Below are 17,336 nucleotides of genomic sequence, written 5' to 3'. Positions count from 1 at the left end.
ACTCTCCTGACAGCAACTCGCGCCCGCCGTCGCGCTGCGCACCGCGATCGTCAAGGCGACGAGGCGGCCGGATCAGGAAAGGTGGCGCTTCTCCAGCTTACGAGCGAGGGTGCGCCGATGCATGCCGAGCCGCCGCGCGGCCTCCGACACGTTGAAGTCGCTGGCGGCCAGCGTCTGGTGGATATGCTCCCACTCCAGCGTCTTGATCGTCGTGGGAGTAGCGGAAACCTCGACCTGAGCGTCGCCACCGGGCCGGTCGAACGCCGCCTCGATCTCGTCGGTGTGGGAGGGCTTCGTCAGATAGTTGGTGGCACCCAGCTTGATCGCCTCCACCGCCGTGGCGATGCTCGCAAAGCCCGTCAGCACCACGATCCGCATCTCCGGGTCCGCTGCATGGAGCTGCTCGACGCAGGCAAGGCCCGATGCCCCGCCGAGACGCAGGTCCACGACGGCGAACTCGGGCGCGAACCGATCGACGATGCCCGCCAGATCTTCCAGGTCCGCCGTGACCTCCACCTGATAGCCACGCCGCTCGAAGGATCGGGCGAGCGTGCGCGCGAAGACGGCGTCGTCCTCAACGATCAGGAGCCTGCGGTCGGTCATTCGGTGTCCTCCAGCGCAAGCGAAGCGATCGGCAGCGCCAGCACCACCTCCGCGCCGCCGCCGGGCCGGTTCTGTGCTTCCAGCGTACCGCCGAGCGTGCGCAGTACGTTGGTGGCGAGGAACAGCCCCAGGCCGCCCGCTTCCTTGCTGCTGCGATACGGCTGTCCGACGGTGCCCAACATATCTTCCCGAAAGCCACGGCCGTCGTCGCGGACCGCCAGCACCAATATGGGGCCGTCCATCACGGCTGCCAGCGTGATCGACCCCGCGCCAGCCTCGGCGGCATTGTCGAAGAGATTGGTGAGTGCCTGTGCCAACGCACGATCGGCGACGATCGGTCGGTCTGGACCCAGATGGCTCTCGAAACGAAGCGGCACCGGGCCTTTCCCGCGCCAATCCGCAACGACGCCTTCCAGGAAGCGACGCAAGCTCGTGCGTACCGGCGCCTCGCCGGTGACCTCGCCCGCGGCGAACAGGACGCCGCCCAGGATCTTCTTACAGCGCGCGATCTCGTCGCGCATCTCGTCCACCTCCGCCGCGAGACGCGGGCTTTCGGCGATCGCGGGTTCCTGCCTCCAGTCGCCGAGCGCTACAGAAAGCGACGCGAGCGGCGTCCCGAGCTCGTGCGCGGCGCCGCTCGCAAGCAACCCCATGCGAACAATGTGGTCTTCTTCGGCTGCTCGCTGGCGGATGGCGGCCAGGTGGGCATCCCGATCGCGGACGTTGCGCGCCATGCGGGTCACGAACGCCACCAGCAGGATCGAGGTCAGCGTGAAGTTGAACCAGTTCGCCGTCATGAACGCCGGCGACAGGTCGCTCGCCAGAGCCGCTGGGAGCGGCAGAGGCCGGTGCACCACCGCAAGCGCCGCAAACGCGACGCTGGTCATCGCCACCAGCGCCCAACTCGACCAGGCGGACAGCAGCACCGCGCCGATGACCACCTGCAACAGGTAGAGGGTCACGAACGGGTTGGTGGAGCCGCCCGACAGGTAGAGCTGGACCGTGAGCGCCCCGACATCGACCAGCAGCGCGCCGAACATCTGGAGGTTGGTCGTCGCCCTGCCCCGGCGGAACAGGGCGAACAGGTTGAGGCCGAGAAGCAGCCCGAGGGTGACCAGCATGGGCTTCAGCGGAAGCGCGATCCCGAAGCCGAAGTGCACGGCGAGGATGGCCGTCAGCTGCCCGCCGATCGCGATCCAGCGAAGCTGTATCAGCAGCCGCTGGTTCCGGCTTGCCGCGTCGGCGTCGGCGCGAAAGGCGATACTACGCGTCATGGGGCGGCGCCTCCTGGACCTCCCGCCCCCAGCGGCGGGCGACGCCCACCATGATGAGCAGGCCGGCGGCAAGGCCAAACCATGTGAAGGCATAGCCCAGGTGATTGTTCCGGAAACGCACCACCGTCAGGCCGCCCCGTGGCCATCCGGATCGGGGTTCGGTGGCGTCGATGAAATAGGGAGCGACGTTCTCCAGCCCGCGCTTCGCGGCGATCGCTGAGATGTCGCGGGAGTACCAGCGGTCCTGCGCCGGGTCGTTGCTGCGCAGAAAGCCCCCGCCGGGCTCCGTCGCCCGCAACAGCCCCTCCACGGCGACCTGCCCCTGGGGCGCGGCCACCTTGCCGCGCTGTTCCGGCGGTACGAAGCCCCGGTTGACCATGAGCGTGAACTTGCCCGTGTCGAGCGGCGTCAGCACCCAGTAGCCCGGACCAAGCGTTGTGCTGGCCTGCACGAAGGTGTCTGCGCCGGGTCGATACCGGCCGCTTGCCACCAGGCGGGTATACACGTCCCCGTCGCCGATGGTGCTCCAGGCCTCCGGCCCCGGAGCCGCGACAGGTGGAGCGTGCAGTCGCTGCTCCACCTGTGCGATCAACGCCAGCTTCCAGCTGCGGCGTTCCAGCTGCCAGATCCCCAGCGCCACCAGCGCCGCGAAGACCAGGCAGATCAGCGTGCCCAGCGCAAGCCGGGCGACACGCTGCTTCACATCGCTTCCATGGCCTCGGACGCCATCTCGGGCATCATGTTGAGGTTCATGTGGTACATGACCCACAGCGAGCCGGCGACCACGATGACGACAATGATGATCGTGAAGATCAGCGCCATCAGCGTCCAGCCGCTCTCCGACTTGGTGTTCATGTGCAGGAAGTAGATCATGTGGACGACGATCTGCACCATCGCCATCGCCGTCACGATGCCCGCGGTCACCCGCGGATCCGAAAAGGCGTTGGTCATGACTAGCGCGAAGGGAATCGCCGTCAGCACGACCGACAGGAGAAAGCCGATCACATAGTCGCGGCGCGAGCCATGTGCTTCGCCGCTGGCGTGATGGGCGACGGGTTCCGCGCTCATCGCAGCACTCCCAACAGATAGACAAAGGTGAAGACGCCGATCCAGACGACATCCAGAAAGTGCCAGAACAGCGAGAGGCACTGCAACCGGCGCTGGTTCGCCGCGATCAGGCCGCCGCGGCTCACCTGAACCATCAGCACCACCAGCCAGATGATGCCGAAGGTGACGTGCAGACCGTGCGTGCCGACGAGCGTGAAGAAGCCCGACAGGAACGCACTGCGCCACGGACCCGCGCCTTCATGGATCAGGTGCGAGAACTCGTAGAGCTCGATGCCCAGGAACGCGAGGCCGAACAGGCCGGTCGCGGCCAGCCAGCCGAGGGTGGCGCCCTTGTTCTGCTCGCCGGCTGCGATCATCGCGAAGCCATAGGTGATCGACGACAGCAGCAGCATCGCGGTGTTCACCGCGACCAGCTTCAGGTCGAACAGCTCCTGCGGTCCGGGACCGCCAGCCAGGCTGCCGCTGTACACGCCGTAGCAGGCGAACAGCATCGCGAAGATGAGGCAGTCGCTCATCAGGTACATCCAGAAGCCCAGCATGGTGCTGGACCCGGCGTCGTGATGATGCTCGTCGAGCTCGTAGAACATCGGCGCCTCGGCGCCGGGCGGAATGGTGGCCTCGGCCATCGTTATGCTGCTCCTGCCGCGGCGAGCTGGCGGCCATAGGCCTCCTCGGTCGCGGTGACTTCTTCGGCCGGGATGTAGAAGTCCCGGTCATAGTTGAAGCTGTGGATGATCGTCGCTGCGATGACGCCGATCAGGCCAAGTGCTGCCAGCCACCACATGTACCAGATCAGGCCGAAGGCACAGACCGCCGAGAACGCGGCGATGATGATGCCTGCGCCCGTGTTCTTGGGCATGTGGATGTCGCGATAGCCACCGGTCGGACGAGCCGCCTGACGGTTCTTCATGTCGTACCAGGCGTCCAGATCGTGGACGATCGGCGTGAACGCGAAGTTGTAGGCCGGCGGCGGCGACGAGGTCGCCCACTCCAGCGTACGGCCACCCCACGGATCGCCGGTCAGGTCGCGCAGCTGGTCACGACGCAGGATGCTCACCCCGAACTGGATCAGCATGGCGAGGATGCCCACCGCGATCAGCGCTGCACCGAAGCCTGCGATGATGAACCAGATCTGGAGCGACGGGTCCTCGAACACGCGCAGGCGACGGGTGACGCCCATCAGGCCCAGGATGTAGACCGGTGCAAACGCGACCCAGAAACCGACGACCCAGCACCAGAAGCTGACCTTCCCCCAGAACGGGTCGAGGCGGAAGCCCAGCGCCTTGGGCCACCAGTAGTTCACGCCTGCGAACAGGCCGAACAGCACGCCGCCGATGATCACGTTGTGGAAGTGGGCGACCAGGAACAGCGAGTTGTGGAGGACGAAGTCCGCCGGCGGCACCGCGAGGATGACGCCCGTCATGCCGCCGATCACGAAGGTCAGCATGAACGCGACCGTCCACATCATCGGCAGTTCGAAGCGCACGCGCCCCTTGTACATGGTGAACAGCCAGTTGAAGATCTTCGCGCCCGTCGGGATCGAGATGATCATCGTCGTGATGCCGAAGAAGGAGTTCACGCTCGCGCCCGAGCCCATCGTGAAGAAGTGATGGAGCCAGACGAGGTACGACAGGATCGTGATGACGAGGGTAGCGTAGACCATCGACGTATAGCCGAACAGGCGCTTGCTCGAGAAGGTGGAGGTCACCTCGGAGAAGATGCCGAATGCCGGCAGGATCAGGATGTACACCTCCGGGTGGCCCCAGATCCAGATCATGTTCACGTACATCATCGGGTTGCCGCCGAGGGTGTTCGTGAAGAAGTTGGTTCCTGCGTAGCGGTCGAGCGACAGGAGCGCGAGCACCGCGGTCAGCACCGGGAAGGCCGCGACGATCAGCACGTTGGTCGCCAGCGACGTCCAGACGAACACCGGCATCTTCATCATGGTCATGCCCGGCGCGCGCATCTTGACGATGGTCGCGATCAGGTTGACGCCCGATAGCAAGGTGCCGACGCCGGCCACCTGCAAGGCCCAGATGTAATAGTCCACGCCGACGTCCGGCGAATAGTCGAGCCCCGACAGCGGCGCCATCGCCAGCCAGCCGGTCCGCGCGAACTCGCCCACGAACAGGCTGACCATCACGAGCGCCGCACCGAATGCGGTCATCCAGAAGCTGAAGTTGTTCAGGAACGGGAACGACACGTCGCGCGCGCCGATTTGGAGCGGTACCACGAGGTTCATGAGGCCCGTGACGAACGGCATCGCCACGAAGAAGATCATGATCACGCCGTGGGCGGTGAACACCTGGTCGAAGTGATGGGCGTTCAGATAGCCCTCGCTCCCGCCGAATGCCAACGCCTGCTGCAGACGCATCATCACCGCGTCGGCGAACCCGCGCAGGAACATGATCAGCGCCAGGATGATGTACATGATCCCGATGCGCTTGTGATCGACCGTGGTGAACCACTCCTTCCAGAGATAGCCCCACAGCCGGAAGTAGGTGAGCGCCCCCACCACCGCGAGACCACCCAGCATGACCCCCGCGAAGGTGACCAGCAGGATCGGCTCGTGGATCGGGAAGCTCTCGAGCGTCAGTCGCCCGAAGATTGTCTTGAGAATGCTGTCTGACATGGTTCGGCCTTTATGCGCGGTCGGCCGCGCTCGCACCCGGCACGCGGGGGCGGAGGAGCTGGGTCATATTGCGGTTGGCCTCGGATCCGGGGTTCTGCGTACCCTCGGCGGGGCCACTCGGCTTCGACTGGTGGTCACCGCCGTGCTTTTCCTCATTGCCCTTGAAGAGCGCGCCTTCCGGCTCGCCCGGCATCGCGTGGCGGTTATTCACGCCCGGCTGGCCCCCATGCCCCATGTTGTGGGTATCACAGGGGCGCTTGGGATCCGGGCACATCTGCACGATGCGGTCGAACAGGCCCTTGTCGACGCCGCCGAAGCGCATCACCGGCACCTTCTCGGACGGCTTCTCAAGCTTGAGATAGGTTGCCGCGTCGAGCGGCGTCTTGGCCGCCCTTGCCTCCGACACCCAGCGCGCGAAGCCCGCATCGTCCACCGAGTGGGTGGTGAAGCGCATGTGGCTGTAGCCCGCGCCACTGTAGTTCGAGGAGATGCCCGGGAACTGGCCGGGGCGGTTCAGGACGGCGTGAAGCTTCGTCTCCATGCCCGGCATGGTGTAGATCATACCCGCCATCGCCGGCACGTAGAACGCGTTCATGACGCTGGAGGACGTCAGGCGGAACCGGACCTGGCGTCCGACCGGCACCACCAGTTCGTTCACCGTCGCGACCCCCTGTTCCGGGTAGATGAACAGCCACTTCCAGTCGAGCGACACTACTTCGACCTCCAGCGGCCGCTCGCTCGCCTTCACCGCCTGCGTCGGCGAGAGGCGACCCAGCGGACGATAGGGATCGAGGAGGTGCGTCGAGGTCCAGGTCAGCGCGCCGAGCGCGATGATGATCAGCAGCGGCGCCGACCAGATCACCAGCTCGAGCATGATCGAGTGATCCCAGTCCGGCTTGTACTCGGCATCCTTGTTGCTCGCGCGGTAGCGCCAGGCGAACAGGACGGTGAGCACCATCACCGGTACGATGATCAGCAGCATCAGACCGGTCGACCAGAGAATCAGGTCGCCCTGCTGACGCGCCACGTCACCGGAGGGGTTCAGCACCACCAGGTCGCACCCTCCGAGGAGTGCGGCAAGCGGCAGGCTCAGGCCGCATCGCGCGGCGAAGGAAGACGATAGGCGGGACATCATCGGCGCGCCTAGACCTCCGTTCGCACATGCGGAATAGGACAATTTGTCCTATCCCCGTTCGGCGCCCCGGAGCCTATCGGGACGCCGAACGTTCGGAGAGTTGAATACGTAATGGCTCAGGCCCATGCCTCGTCCGCGCCCTTGGAGCGCGATGCCCGCGTCGTGAATTCCCGCGGCCATGATGACGTGCACCCGGGAGAGATCGCCGTCGGTGTGATCATCGGGCGCACGTCGGAATTCTTCGACTTTTTCGTCTACGCGATCGCTTCGGTGCTCGTCTTCCCGCGATTCGTGTTCCCGTACCTGGAACCGGTCGCGGCGACCCTCGCCTCCTTCGCCCTTTTCGCGCTGGCGTTCATCGCCCGCCCGGTCGGCAGCCAGATCTTCATGGCGATCGACCGGCGCTATGGTCGCAGCGTCAAGCTGACGATCGCGCTGTTCCTGCTCGGCACGTCCACGGTGTCGGTGGCCTTCCTCCCCAGCTATGCGCAGGTCGGCGCCGCGTCGGCGGTTCTGCTGGCCATCTTCCGCATCGGCCAGGGTCTCGCGCTGGGTGGTAGCTGGGACGGCCTCGCCTCGCTGCTCGCGCTCAACGCGCCGCCGCACAAGCGTGGCTGGTACGCCATGGTTCCGCAGCTCGGTGCCCCGATCGGCCTGATCGTGGCGAGCGCCCTGTTCGCCTTCTTCCTCGGCACCCTGGGGGGCGAGGACTTCCTCAGCTGGGGCTGGCGCTATCCGTTCTTCGTGGCGTTCGCGCTAAACGTCGTGGCGCTGTTCGCCCGGCTTCGCATGGTCGCATCGCCGGAATATTCCGAGCTGTTCAAGTCGCGCGAACTGACCGCGTCTCCGGTTCCGGCGACGCTCAAGAACCAGTGGCGGAACATCATTATCGGCGCGTTCGCGCCGCTGGCGAGCTTCGCGCTGTTCCACATGGTCACCGTGTTCCCGCTTTCGTGGGTCGCGGTGTTCACGCAGGAGAGCGTCACCCGCTTCCTCGTGATCGAGATGGTCGGCGCCGTCTTCGGCGTGGTGGCGATCGTCTGCTCCGGCCTGCTGGCGGATCGGATCGGGCGCCGCTCGGTGCTCGGCTACACCGCCGCCGCCATCGCGATCTTCGCCTGCGTCGCACCGATGCTGCTGAACGGTGGCGAAGCCGGTGAGACCGCGTTCATGATCGTGGGCTTCATCCTGCTCGGCCTGTCGTTCGGCCAGTCGTCGGGTGCCGTGACCAGCAACTTCCCGAAGCGCGCACGCTACACGGGTGCGGCCCTGACGTCGGATCTGGCGTGGCTGTTCGGTGCGGGCTTCGCTCCGTTCGCGGCACTGTGGCTGGCAGAGACCTTCGGCCTGATCGCCGCCGGCGGTTATCTGCTGTCGGGTGCCGTCGCGACGCTGATCGCACTGCTCCTGAACCGCGAACTGGCTCGCCGCCTCGACTGAGGCCGTGCTCCGGACCAAAAGAAAGGCGGCGGGGCCCCGGTCCTCGCCGCCTTTTTCTTTGTCTCTCGTCCCCGATCAAGCAAACCCGACGACGGCATGGGGCACATAGGGTGCCTCCAGCCGCTCGACTTCGTCTTCGCTCAAGACAAAATCCAGTGCCGCGACCGCGTCCTGCAGGTGCCCCGGCTTGGAGGCACCCACGATCGGCGCACTCACCATCGGCTTCGCCAGCACCCAGGCGAGCGCGATCTGCGCGGGCGGCACGCCCCTGCCCGCGGCCACCTCTGCCACCGCCTCGATGACCTTTCGGTCGGCATCGGCAGTGTGCGCGTAGAGGCTCCTGCCAAAAGCGTCGCTCTGCGTCCGCTCCGTCTCCGCGTTCCAGGGGCGCGTCAGCCGCCCGCGGGCAAGCGGGCTCCACGGGATCACGCCGACTCCCTCCGCCTCGCAGAGCGGCAGCATCTCGCGCTCCTCCTCTCGATAGAGCAGGTTCACGTAGTTCTGCATGGTGGCGAAGCGCGTCCAGCCGTTCGCCTCGGCGACGTGGAGCATGGTGGCGAACTGCCAGGCATACATCGAGGAAGCGCCGATGTATCGGGCCTTGCCCGCCTTCACGACGTCGTGCAGCGCCTCCAGCGTTTCTTCGATCGGGGTTTCGGGATCGAACCGGTGGATCTGGTAGAGGTCCACATAGTCTGTGCCCAGGCGGCGAAGCGATGCGTCGATCTCCTGCAGGATGGCCTTGCGGCTGAGACCGGCGCCATTCGGCCCCGCATGCATGCGACCGTGGACCTTGGTGGCGATCACCACCTCATCCCGCCGCGTGAACTCCTTGAGCGCCCGCCCCACGATCTCCTCCGACGTGCCATCCGAATAGACGTTGGCGGTGTCGAAGAAGTTGATCCCGGCCTCCACCGCCTGACGCAGCAGCGGGCGGCTACGTTCCTCGTCCAGCGTCCACGGATGGGCTCCGCGGTCGGGGACGCCGTAGGTCATGCAGCCAAGGCACAGGCGGGACACGTCCAGGCCGGTGCTGCCGAGCTTCCGATATTCCATGCTGATCTCCTCCGGACACAAAACGGCCGGCGCGGGAGGCTGATCCCGCACCGGCCGCAATCAGGATGGTCGACCGGCCGCAGCCCGCCCGATGTTACTGGGCGGAAACCTCACGAAGGCCGCCGCCCAGCGCGACATAGAGCGACACGCCGTTCTGGAGCTCCGCGGCGCGAAGCGCGAGCAACTGCTGCTCGGCGGCGAACAGGTTGCGCTCCGCGTCCAGCACCTCGAGATAGATCGAGATGCCGTTCTGGTACCGCAGCCGCGCCGTACGGGCGAGGCTGCGCTGCGCCGCCACCGCGCGCGTCTGCGCGTCGATCTGCTCGGCGTAGCGTCGACGCGCGACGAGGGCGTCCGCGACCTCGCGGAATGCCTCCTGAACCGTCCGCTGATAGGCCGCGACGAGTTCGTCCGCCTGTGCCCGGGTCAGTTGGAGATTGGCCTCGCGGCGCCCCCAGTCGAAGATCGGCAGGTTGAGCGCACCGCCGAAGGACCAGCTCTGCGAGCTCCCGCTGAACAGGCTTCCCAGATCCGGCGACGCGAAGCCATAGTTGCCGGTGAGCGAGATGTTCGGGAAGAAGGCAGCCCGCGCCGCGCCGATGTCGGCATTCGCCGCACGAAGCTGCAGTTCCGCGCCGAGGATGTCCGGTCGGTTGGCAAGGAGCGCGGAAGGAAGGCCCGGGTCGAGCGCGCTGAACTGCGCGGATTGGCTGAGCGGCAGCGCCTCCGGCAGCGGCCCCGTCAGCGGCCCGCCGATCAACACCGTCAGCAGGTTCTCCGACTGGGCAGTGGTCCGCCGCAGCTCGGCGAGTTCCGCTTCCGCCTGGGTCACGAGCAAGGTGGACTGGTCGAAGTCCACCGACGAGGTGACGCCACGCTCCATGCGAAGCCGCGCGATACGCAAGCCTTCGCGACGGGCCTCAAGCGTGCGCTCGGCGAGCGCGATGCGCTCCTCACCCGCGCGGATCGACAGGTAAGTGGCGGCGACCTGGCTCACCAGCGACAAGCGGAAGGCGCGCTCCGCCTCGATCGTCGCCAGGTAGCGCGCCCGTGCCGCTTCGCTGAGGTTGCGCACGCGCCCCCAGAAATCGAGCTCGAACGAAGTGACCGCCACGCCCACGTTGAGCTGGGTGACTTCGATCGCGTCGGGCGACTCCGCCGCCTCGCCGTCGCCTCCGCCCAACGCGTCGCCGAACCCCAGCGAGTTGAGCGGCGTGCGCGTGCGGGTGCCGCGGGCCTGCAGCCCCAGCTCTGGCAAGCGCTGCGCATCGGTGATCCGATACTGCGCCCGGGCCTGCTCGATCCGCGCGACCGACTGCGCCAGGTCTCGGTTGTTGGCCAGCGCCGCAGCAATATAGGATTCCAGCCGCGCGTCCCCGAAGAACTCGCGCCAGCCGATTTCAGTCGCGAGGCGGCTTCCCGGGGCGGCGACCGCCTCCGGGAACGTTCCGGACACGGGTGCCACCGGCTGGCGATACTGGGGCGCGAAGTTGCACCCCGCGAGCATGGTGGTCGCCGCAAGGGCGGTGACGAGCTTACGCATTCTGGGGCTCCCCGGCGCGGCCGTTGCGCTCGGCAAGGCGTCGGGCATCCTCCGCCTCCTCGCGCGCATCCATCGCCTCATAGTCGTGGTCGCGGGCAAGCCACTTCTTCGCCGCGATGTAGAACACCGGCGTGAAGAAGATGCCGAGCAGCGTGGCGGTGATCATGCCACCCATCACGCCCGTACCCACCGCATGGCGGCTTGCCGCACCCGGGCCGGTCGCGATCACCAGCGGGACCATGCCCAGAATGAACGCAAGGCTGGTCATCAGGATCGGCCGCAGGCGCTGGCGTGCCGCCTCTACGGTGGCAGCCTGGGCAGTCTTGTCGCCCTGTTCGTCCTCGATCGCGAACTCGACGATCAGGATCGCGTTCTTTGCGGCCAGACCGATGATCGTGATCAGGCCGACGTTGAAGTAGACGTCTGCCGACAGCCCGCGCAGCGAGGTGAAGACCACCGCGCCCAGCACGCCGAACGGCACCACTAGCAGCACCGCCAACGGGATCGGCCAGCTGTTGTAGAGCGCTGCCAGCAGCAGGAAGACGACCACCATCGAGAGACCGAGCAGAAGGCCGATCTGACCACCCGCCTGCTTCTCTTCGTAAGCGGTGCCGGTCCACTCATAGGCCTGGCTGCCCTTGAGCACCTCGCCCGCGATCTTCTCCATCTCCTCCAACGCGGTCCCGCTCGACTGGCCCGGAGCCGCCTGGCCCGAGATCGTCATCGAGGGATAGCCGTTGTAGCGCTCCAGCTGGGTCGGGCCGGAAGTCCAGCGCACGGTCGTGAAGGCGGAGAACGGCACCATCGTGCCGGTCGTCGCATTGCGGACCCGCAGGTTCAGCACATCCTCCGGCTTCATCCGCTGCGGAGCATCCGCCTGCAGATAGACGCGCAGCACGTTGCCGTCGCGGCTGAAGTCGTTGGCATAGGCCGAGCCGAAGCTGATCGCGAGCGTCGCGTTCACGTCCGCGATCGAGAGGCCAAGCGCGCGCGCCTGGACCCGGTCGATGTCCACGTAGAGCTGCGGCGCCTCGCCCTGCCCTTCCGGCCGGACGCCGGCCAGCACCTTGCTCTGCATCGCGCGGCCGAGAATGGCGTTGCGTGCTGCGAGCAGGCCGGCGCGATCGGTGCCGCTGCGGTCCTCGATCTTCATCGAGAAGCCCGTGGCGTTGCCGAGCGACTGGATCGGCGGCGGGTTCAGCGGGAACACGGTCGCAGAGGCGATGCCGGACACGAAGCCGAACGTCTTGCCGATGATGGTGTCGACGCTGTTCTCCTTGCCGGGGCGCTCCTCCCAAGGGTGGAGATCGACGAACGACAACGCGGCCGACTGACCCTGGCCGAAGAAGTTGAAGCCGACGATGGACACGATGTTGCGGACCTGCGGCTGCTCCTTCAGGAACGCTTCGGTCGTCTTCACCGCCGCCTCGGTCCGCTGCATCGTGGAACCGGGCGCTGCGTCATAGTTGACCATGAAATAGCCCTGGTCCTCGTTCGGCAGGAAGCCGCCGGGCAGGCGCATGAACATCAGCACGGTGATGACGAGCACGACCGCGAACACGGCGAGCCAACGCACCGGACGCGACAGCATCGATCCGACAGTCCGTCCGTAGCGGTTGGTCGCGCGACCGAACCGGTTGTTGAACCAGTTGAAGAAGCGCTGCGGGATGCCCCGCCAGCCCGGCTTCGGCTCGGGCGGGTGCTCGCCCGGCAGATGCGCCTGATCCCGCTTCAGCAGCTGCCCGCAAAGCGCAGGCGTGAGCGTGAGCGCGAGCACGGCCGAGAAGAAGATCGAAACGGCGAGCGTGACCGAAAACTGGCGATAGATGCCGCCGGTCGAACCGGGGAAGAACGCCATCGGGATGAACACGGCGATCAGCACCAGCGTTATGCCGATGATAGCGCCCCGGATCTGCCCCATCGCCTTCACCGTCGCGCGGCGGGGGCTGAGCCCCTCCTCCGCCATGATGCGCTCGACGTTCTCGACGACCACGATCGCGTCGTCGACGAGGATGCCGATCGCCACCACCATGCCGAACAGCGACAGCGTATTGATGGAGAAGCCGAAGAGGTAGAGCCCCAGGCACGCGCCCGCGAGCGCGATCGGGACCACGATCGCCGGGATCAGCGTCGCCCGCCAGTTCTGCAGGAACAGGAACATGACGATGAACACCAGCACCATCGCTTCGACCAGCGTATGGATGACGCTGTCGATCGAGGCGTTGATGAAGGGCGTCGTGTCGAACGGCACCCGCCACGTCATCTGGGGCGGGAAGTTCGCCTCGAGCTCCTGCATGCGGGTGCGCACGGCCTCTGCCGTCGCGACCGCGTTCGCGCCGGCCGCCAGCTGCACGCCCATGCCGGCGATCTCGCTGCCGTTCAGGGTCGCCTTGAAGCCATAGCTTTCGGCGCCGAGTTCGACGCGCGCAACGTCGCCCAGGCGGATGGTCGCGCCGCTCGGGTCGGAACGGACGATGATGTTCCGGAACTGCTCGGGGTCGCTGAAGCGGTTCTGCGTGACGATCTTCGCGTTGAACTCGGTCTCGCGCGTGATCGGCTGCTCGCCCAGGCCGCCACCGGCCGTCTGGCTGTTCTGCTCCTGAACCGCCGCCAGCGCCTCGGCCGGCGAGATGCCATAGCCGGCGAGCTTCTCCGGATCGAGCCAGATGCGCATCGCATATTGCGAGCCGAACAGCTGCACGTCGCCCACGCCCTCGACGCGGCGCAATTCGTTGACGACGTTGTTCGCGGCGTAGTTGCCGAGCTCGACGACCGGCATGGTGCCGTTCTTCGAGGTCAGCGCGACCACCATCAGGAAGCCGGAGGTGTTGTCGGTGATCTGGATGCCTAGGCGCCGCACGTCTTCGGGCAACCGCGGCTCGGCCCGGTTGAGGCGGTCCTGGACCTCGACGCGGGCGGTGTTCAGATCGGTGCCGCTCTCGAACGTCAGCGTGATCTGTGCCGTACCGTTCGATCGGCTGGTCGAGTTCATGTACAGGAACCCGTCGATGCCGTTCATCTCGCGCTCGATGACCGAAGTCACGTTGCGGTCGAGCGTCTCGGCGTCGGCACCATTATAGGTGAAGGCCAGGTTCAGCGCCGGCGGCGCGACCTGCGGATACTGCTCGATCGGCAGGCCGATCAACCCTATCACGCCGGCCAGGGCGATGAACGCCGCAATGACCCATGCGAAAACAGGCTTGTAGACGAAAAAGCGGTCCATGGATCAGCGCCCCGATGCCGGGCCGTTTGCGGCACCCGGTTGGCCGGGCTGCCCCGACTGCGCGGCAGTGCCGCCCTGGCCCGGCTGTCCAGCAGCGCCGCCCTGTCCGGCCGGCCCCGCGGCGCCAGGGGCGCCGGCTGCGGCGGGCTGCTCGCCCTGCACCCGCACCTTGCCGCCCGGCTGTACCTTCTGCCAGCCTTCGGTGATCACGCGGTCACCCGCCTTCAGGCCCGATCGGATGATCCAGTTGGCGCCGCTCTGCCCGCCCAGCTGCACCGGACGCGTGCTCACGCTTCCGTCCTGGGCAACGACCGAGACACTCGCGTTGCTGCCGGCGATCTGAACCGCGCGCTGCGGGACCATGAAGCCGTTGACGGTGCCCGCAGACAGGCGGCCGCGCACGAACTGCCCCGGCAGCAGCCGGCGGTCGGGGTTCACGAAGCTTGCCCGCAGCACCTGGCTGCCGGTGGCGGGATCGACGCTCAGGTCGGCGAAGTTCAGCCGGCCGACCGGCCCATAATCCTCGCCGCTCTCCAGGATCAACCGGACTTCCACGCCCGTGAGGGTCGGTAGCTTCAGTTCACCGTTACGCGCGCGGGTCAGCAGCGTCTGCAGTTCGGTGCTCGACTGGGCGAAGACGGCGTAGACCGGCGACAACTGCTCGATGGTCGTGAGCGGCGTTGCCTGGGTGGCGCTTGCAAGCGCACCCTCAGTCACCTGGGCGCGACCGACGCGGCCACTGATCGGCGCACGCACGGTCGCGTAACTCAGCTCCAGCTCCGCACGCGTGAGCGCCGCACGGGCGTCGGCGACGCCGGCTTCCGCCTGGCGGAGCGTGGCCTGGGCTGCCTCATATTCCTGTGCGCTCACCGCGCGCTCGTTGATGAGCGGCCGATAGCGATCCACTACCTGGCGGGCGTTGAGGCGCGACGCCTCCGCCCGCTGCACCGCAGCCCGCGCCTGCTGCACCGCCGCCCGCTTGTCGCGCGGGTCGATCAGGAACAGCGGCGTGCCTTCGCGCACGTCGGTCCCTTCCTGATACAGCCGCCGCTCGATGATGCCGTCGGTGCGCGCGCGAACCTCGGCCGAGCGGACCGCCTCGATGCGGCCGGGCAGTTCGATGATGTTGGGCACGGTCTGCGCCTGGATCGTCACCACCGACACGAGCGGCGGCGGGGGCGCGGGCGCTTGCTCCGCACCGCCGCCGCAAGAGGCGAGGGCAAGCGCACCAGCGACGACGACCAGCGTCCGGCCGGGCCGGCCGAAGGAGGGGGCGATGATCACAAACGTTTCTCCAAGAGGGCGAGCCCGTGCAGGCGCGGATTTCTGTACCGCTCAAAAACGACAAATCAACTGCGCCGTGTATTTTTTTGCTGACCAGTGTACATCGTTCGGAGGAAAGCGTGGAGCTACTGAATTGAAATGTGGTGAACGCCGGGGCGCCGGCCGCCCGACGCGCGAGGAAGCGGCCGCGATCAACGACCGGGTCCTGGACGGCGCCCGCACGGCCTTTTGTCGCCAGGGCATCTCGGGCGCCTCGATGGATGAGATCGCCAGCGCGGTCGGCGTGACGAAGCACACCATCTATCGCCGCTATCCCAGCAAGGCTGCGTTGCTCGACGCCGTGGTGCAGCGCGATCTCTCCCGCTTTGCAGGACAAATGCAGGCCGGGGGCGATCAGGGCGGAGCCGAAGGGGACGACCCTGTGCAAGCGCTGAAGCTCGCGACCAAGCGCTTCTTCCAGTGCTGCGTGACGCCCGAAGACGTCGCCTTCATCTCCTTCCTCCAGGCCGAAGGCGCCTTTTCGGAAGACATGCGTCGCAAGCTGACGGAATGGGAGCAGGTCGCGAACGCGCCGTTGCGCGAACGGATAGAGGAAGCGCAGGCCGCCGGCTGCATCCGCCCGGGCGATTCCGTCAGGATCTGCGAGGTTCTGGTCGATCTGATCGACGGCGGTGCCCGCAGGTCCTCCTCGCCCGATGGAGGAAGCGGCGGGTCCGGAGAGCGCTTCGAAGAGCGCTGGAGCATCTTCGCGCGGGCGATGCTCCAGTCCTGCTAGAGCGTGCCGGCGCGGCTAGTCGACCGTTCCGCCCTCGGCAACCAGGCGCTCGGGATCGAGAATGCGGACCCGCTTGCGGCCGGCCGCGACGATACCGGCGCGCTGCCAGCGGCTTACCAACCGGCTGACGCTGTGGAGCGTCGTGGCGGTGAGTTCGGCAAGGTCCTGACGCGATAGCGCCACCTGCACCCCCTGTCCGCCAGACGCCCCGTCCGCCGCGAGCCGCAGGAGCGCCCGTGCCACGCGCTGCGCGACCGGCAGCGTAGACACCTCGTGAAGGCGCTGGAGCATCTCCTCGTTGCGCTCGGCGATCATCTGAAGGAAGTTGCCGGCCAGCGCCGGGTGCGCGGCGACAAGTTGGCGCATCCGGTCGGACGGCCAGCTTAACGCGCGGATGTCCGTCAATGCGGTAACGGTCGCCGGATAGGGGATCTGGCGCAACCCGGCGACGCAGCCCGGCATCGTTCCCGGACCCATCATGTGCACGGTCATGGCCGTGCCCCCCGTCGACGTCCGCCACACCCGCACCCGTCCGTCCGTCAGCAGCAGGAACTGGTCGGCCTCATCCTCCTCGAACATCAGGACCTGCCCGGCCCGGTAGCTCCGCGGCGTGGCAGTACGGCGCAACAGTGCCTCCAGTTCGTACGAAAGCCCGTCAAACAAGCGGCAGTTGGGCATAGATTTCGGCACAGCGGTTCCGTTTCTCCGCGCGGCCAAACGACGCGCCCGTTGCAAGCAGCCGCAATCTGTCCGCGGCGTTCCCGACGGTCCGGCAACTAGAAAGCCGCACGCAATGCTTCTTTGATACGGGTCAAACCCCGTTGTTTGACCGCCATCAAATCCCGCTCTTCTCGGCCGTGCCATTCGGGACCCCTGATTCCCGGCGCCCGGATTGCGTCAGGACTGTTGGCGCAGGGAGGAAGTTGCGCATGCCGATCGGAGTTATCACCGGTACCTACGGCCTGTTGATCCTGGTGACGCTAGTGTCGGGCTATTTCGCGTTCCTGCACGCCAACACGCTCGCGCGGGAGTCACAGACGCTGGACAACGACGTCGTCGCCGGCCGAAGCCGTCCCGTCGGCCGCCGGGGACGAGCACGCCGTTCGATCCTGGCGGTGATCATCTTCCACCTGGCCTGGATCGGCCTGATGGTTCTGATCGGCCTGCACGCGAGCGGCACGCTCTCCACGCTGGTCAAGTCCCAGGACGTGACGGTGCAGCGGCCCTAGCCGAGCCGCGCCGCAGGTCTTGACGGAAATCAATGTTGCAGGGGGCCGAGCAGCCGAGGGCCCCCGTTAGCTGG

Annotated in this window: 15 protein-coding genes; 3 read left to right on the top strand and 12 right to left on the bottom strand. The window is 66.9% G+C overall.

Annotation, left to right across the window (positions count from 1 at the left end):
• Positions 1 to 72: 72 nt before the first annotated feature.
• Genes EO081_RS05680 through cyoA form a run of 7 tightly spaced genes read right to left on the bottom strand, consistent with a single transcriptional unit; the run spans position 73 to position 6,712 of the window.
• The gene (locus tag EO081_RS05680; protein ID WP_125959992.1) at positions 73 to 603 is read right to left on the bottom strand and encodes a response regulator transcription factor; all 531 of its coding nucleotides are present in this window, start codon (positions 601 to 603) and stop codon (positions 73 to 75) included.
• Positions 600 to 1,877: an ATP-binding protein gene (locus EO081_RS05675; protein WP_129340904.1), complete on the bottom strand. Its 1,278-nt coding sequence runs from the start codon at positions 1,875 to 1,877 to the stop codon at positions 600 to 602. Before EO081_RS05675 ends, EO081_RS05680 begins: the two co-directional genes overlap by 4 nt.
• Positions 1,867 to 2,580 carry an SURF1 family protein gene (locus EO081_RS05670; RefSeq protein WP_183947824.1) on the bottom strand — a complete coding sequence of 238 codons (714 nt, stop codon included), beginning with the start codon at positions 2,578 to 2,580 and terminating at the stop codon, positions 1,867 to 1,869. The genes EO081_RS05675 and EO081_RS05670 overlap by 11 nt, the downstream gene beginning before the upstream one ends.
• Positions 2,577 to 2,945, bottom strand: a complete 369-nt coding sequence (gene cyoD / locus EO081_RS05665; protein ID WP_125959995.1) for a cytochrome o ubiquinol oxidase subunit IV — start codon at positions 2,943 to 2,945, stop codon at positions 2,577 to 2,579. The genes EO081_RS05670 and cyoD overlap by 4 nt, the downstream gene beginning before the upstream one ends.
• Entirely contained in the window at positions 2,942 to 3,571 is a 630-nt protein-coding gene (gene cyoC, locus EO081_RS05660) for a cytochrome o ubiquinol oxidase subunit III (protein ID WP_129340903.1), read from the bottom strand. The genes cyoD and cyoC overlap by 4 nt, the downstream gene beginning before the upstream one ends.
• Before the next feature lie 2 nt (positions 3,572 to 3,573).
• Positions 3,574 to 5,577 (bottom strand): cytochrome o ubiquinol oxidase subunit I, encoded by a 2,004-nt coding sequence (cyoB, locus tag EO081_RS05655; RefSeq protein ID WP_129340902.1) that lies wholly within the window; start codon positions 5,575 to 5,577, stop codon positions 3,574 to 3,576.
• A gap of 10 nt (positions 5,578 to 5,587) precedes the next feature.
• On the bottom strand, positions 5,588 to 6,712 hold the full coding sequence (gene cyoA, locus EO081_RS05650; RefSeq protein WP_206364347.1) for a ubiquinol oxidase subunit II: 1,125 nt from the start codon (positions 6,710 to 6,712) through the stop codon (positions 5,588 to 5,590).
• A 111-nt stretch (positions 6,713 to 6,823) separates the two neighbouring features.
• Here cyoA and EO081_RS05645 point away from each other — a divergent pair, with 111 nt between their 5' ends.
• On the top strand, positions 6,824 to 8,152 hold the full coding sequence (locus tag EO081_RS05645) for an MFS transporter (protein WP_129340901.1): 1,329 nt from the start codon (positions 6,824 to 6,826) through the stop codon (positions 8,150 to 8,152).
• Positions 8,153 to 8,227: 75 nt separating this feature from the next.
• Here EO081_RS05645 and EO081_RS05640 read toward each other — a convergent pair whose 3' ends face one another.
• The 4 genes from EO081_RS05640 to EO081_RS05625 form a co-directional block, all read right to left on the bottom strand.
• On the bottom strand, positions 8,228 to 9,208 hold the full coding sequence (locus EO081_RS05640; protein ID WP_129340900.1) for an aldo/keto reductase: 981 nt from the start codon (positions 9,206 to 9,208) through the stop codon (positions 8,228 to 8,230).
• Between the two features lie 94 nt (positions 9,209 to 9,302).
• Positions 9,303 to 10,751: an efflux transporter outer membrane subunit gene (locus EO081_RS05635; protein ID WP_129340899.1), complete on the bottom strand. Its 1,449-nt coding sequence runs from the start codon at positions 10,749 to 10,751 to the stop codon at positions 9,303 to 9,305.
• Positions 10,744 to 13,974: an efflux RND transporter permease subunit gene (locus EO081_RS05630; RefSeq protein ID WP_129340898.1), complete on the bottom strand. Its 3,231-nt coding sequence runs from the start codon at positions 13,972 to 13,974 to the stop codon at positions 10,744 to 10,746. Before EO081_RS05630 ends, EO081_RS05635 begins: the two co-directional genes overlap by 8 nt.
• A gap of 3 nt (positions 13,975 to 13,977) precedes the next feature.
• Positions 13,978 to 15,258 carry an efflux RND transporter periplasmic adaptor subunit gene (locus EO081_RS05625; protein ID WP_240697548.1) on the bottom strand — a complete coding sequence of 427 codons (1,281 nt, stop codon included), beginning with the start codon at positions 15,256 to 15,258 and terminating at the stop codon, positions 13,978 to 13,980.
• Here EO081_RS05625 and EO081_RS05620 point away from each other — a divergent pair.
• On the top strand, positions 15,251 to 16,033 hold the full coding sequence (locus EO081_RS05620; RefSeq protein ID WP_129340897.1) for a TetR/AcrR family transcriptional regulator: 783 nt from the start codon (positions 15,251 to 15,253) through the stop codon (positions 16,031 to 16,033). The two genes, EO081_RS05625 and EO081_RS05620, sit on opposite strands and share 8 nt — an antisense overlap.
• A gap of 15 nt (positions 16,034 to 16,048) precedes the next feature.
• On the opposite strand, the gene EO081_RS05615 is transcribed toward EO081_RS05620, so the two are convergent.
• Positions 16,049 to 16,660 carry a Crp/Fnr family transcriptional regulator gene (locus tag EO081_RS05615; protein WP_165284518.1) on the bottom strand — a complete coding sequence of 204 codons (612 nt, stop codon included), beginning with the start codon at positions 16,658 to 16,660 and terminating at the stop codon, positions 16,049 to 16,051.
• A gap of 302 nt (positions 16,661 to 16,962) precedes the next feature.
• Between EO081_RS05615 and EO081_RS05610 the strand changes: the two genes are divergently transcribed.
• On the top strand, positions 16,963 to 17,262 hold the full coding sequence (locus EO081_RS05610) for a hypothetical protein (protein ID WP_129340895.1): 300 nt from the start codon (positions 16,963 to 16,965) through the stop codon (positions 17,260 to 17,262).
• Positions 17,263 to 17,336 lie beyond the last annotated feature (74 nt).

Source organism: Sphingomonas desiccabilis (genome assembly GCF_004135605.1).
In the GTDB taxonomy this organism is placed as follows: Bacteria; Pseudomonadota; Alphaproteobacteria; order Sphingomonadales; family Sphingomonadaceae; genus Sphingomonas; species Sphingomonas desiccabilis.
The sequence above is the reverse complement of the archived record's forward strand: the minus strand, read 5'-3'. Positions and strand labels throughout refer to the sequence as shown.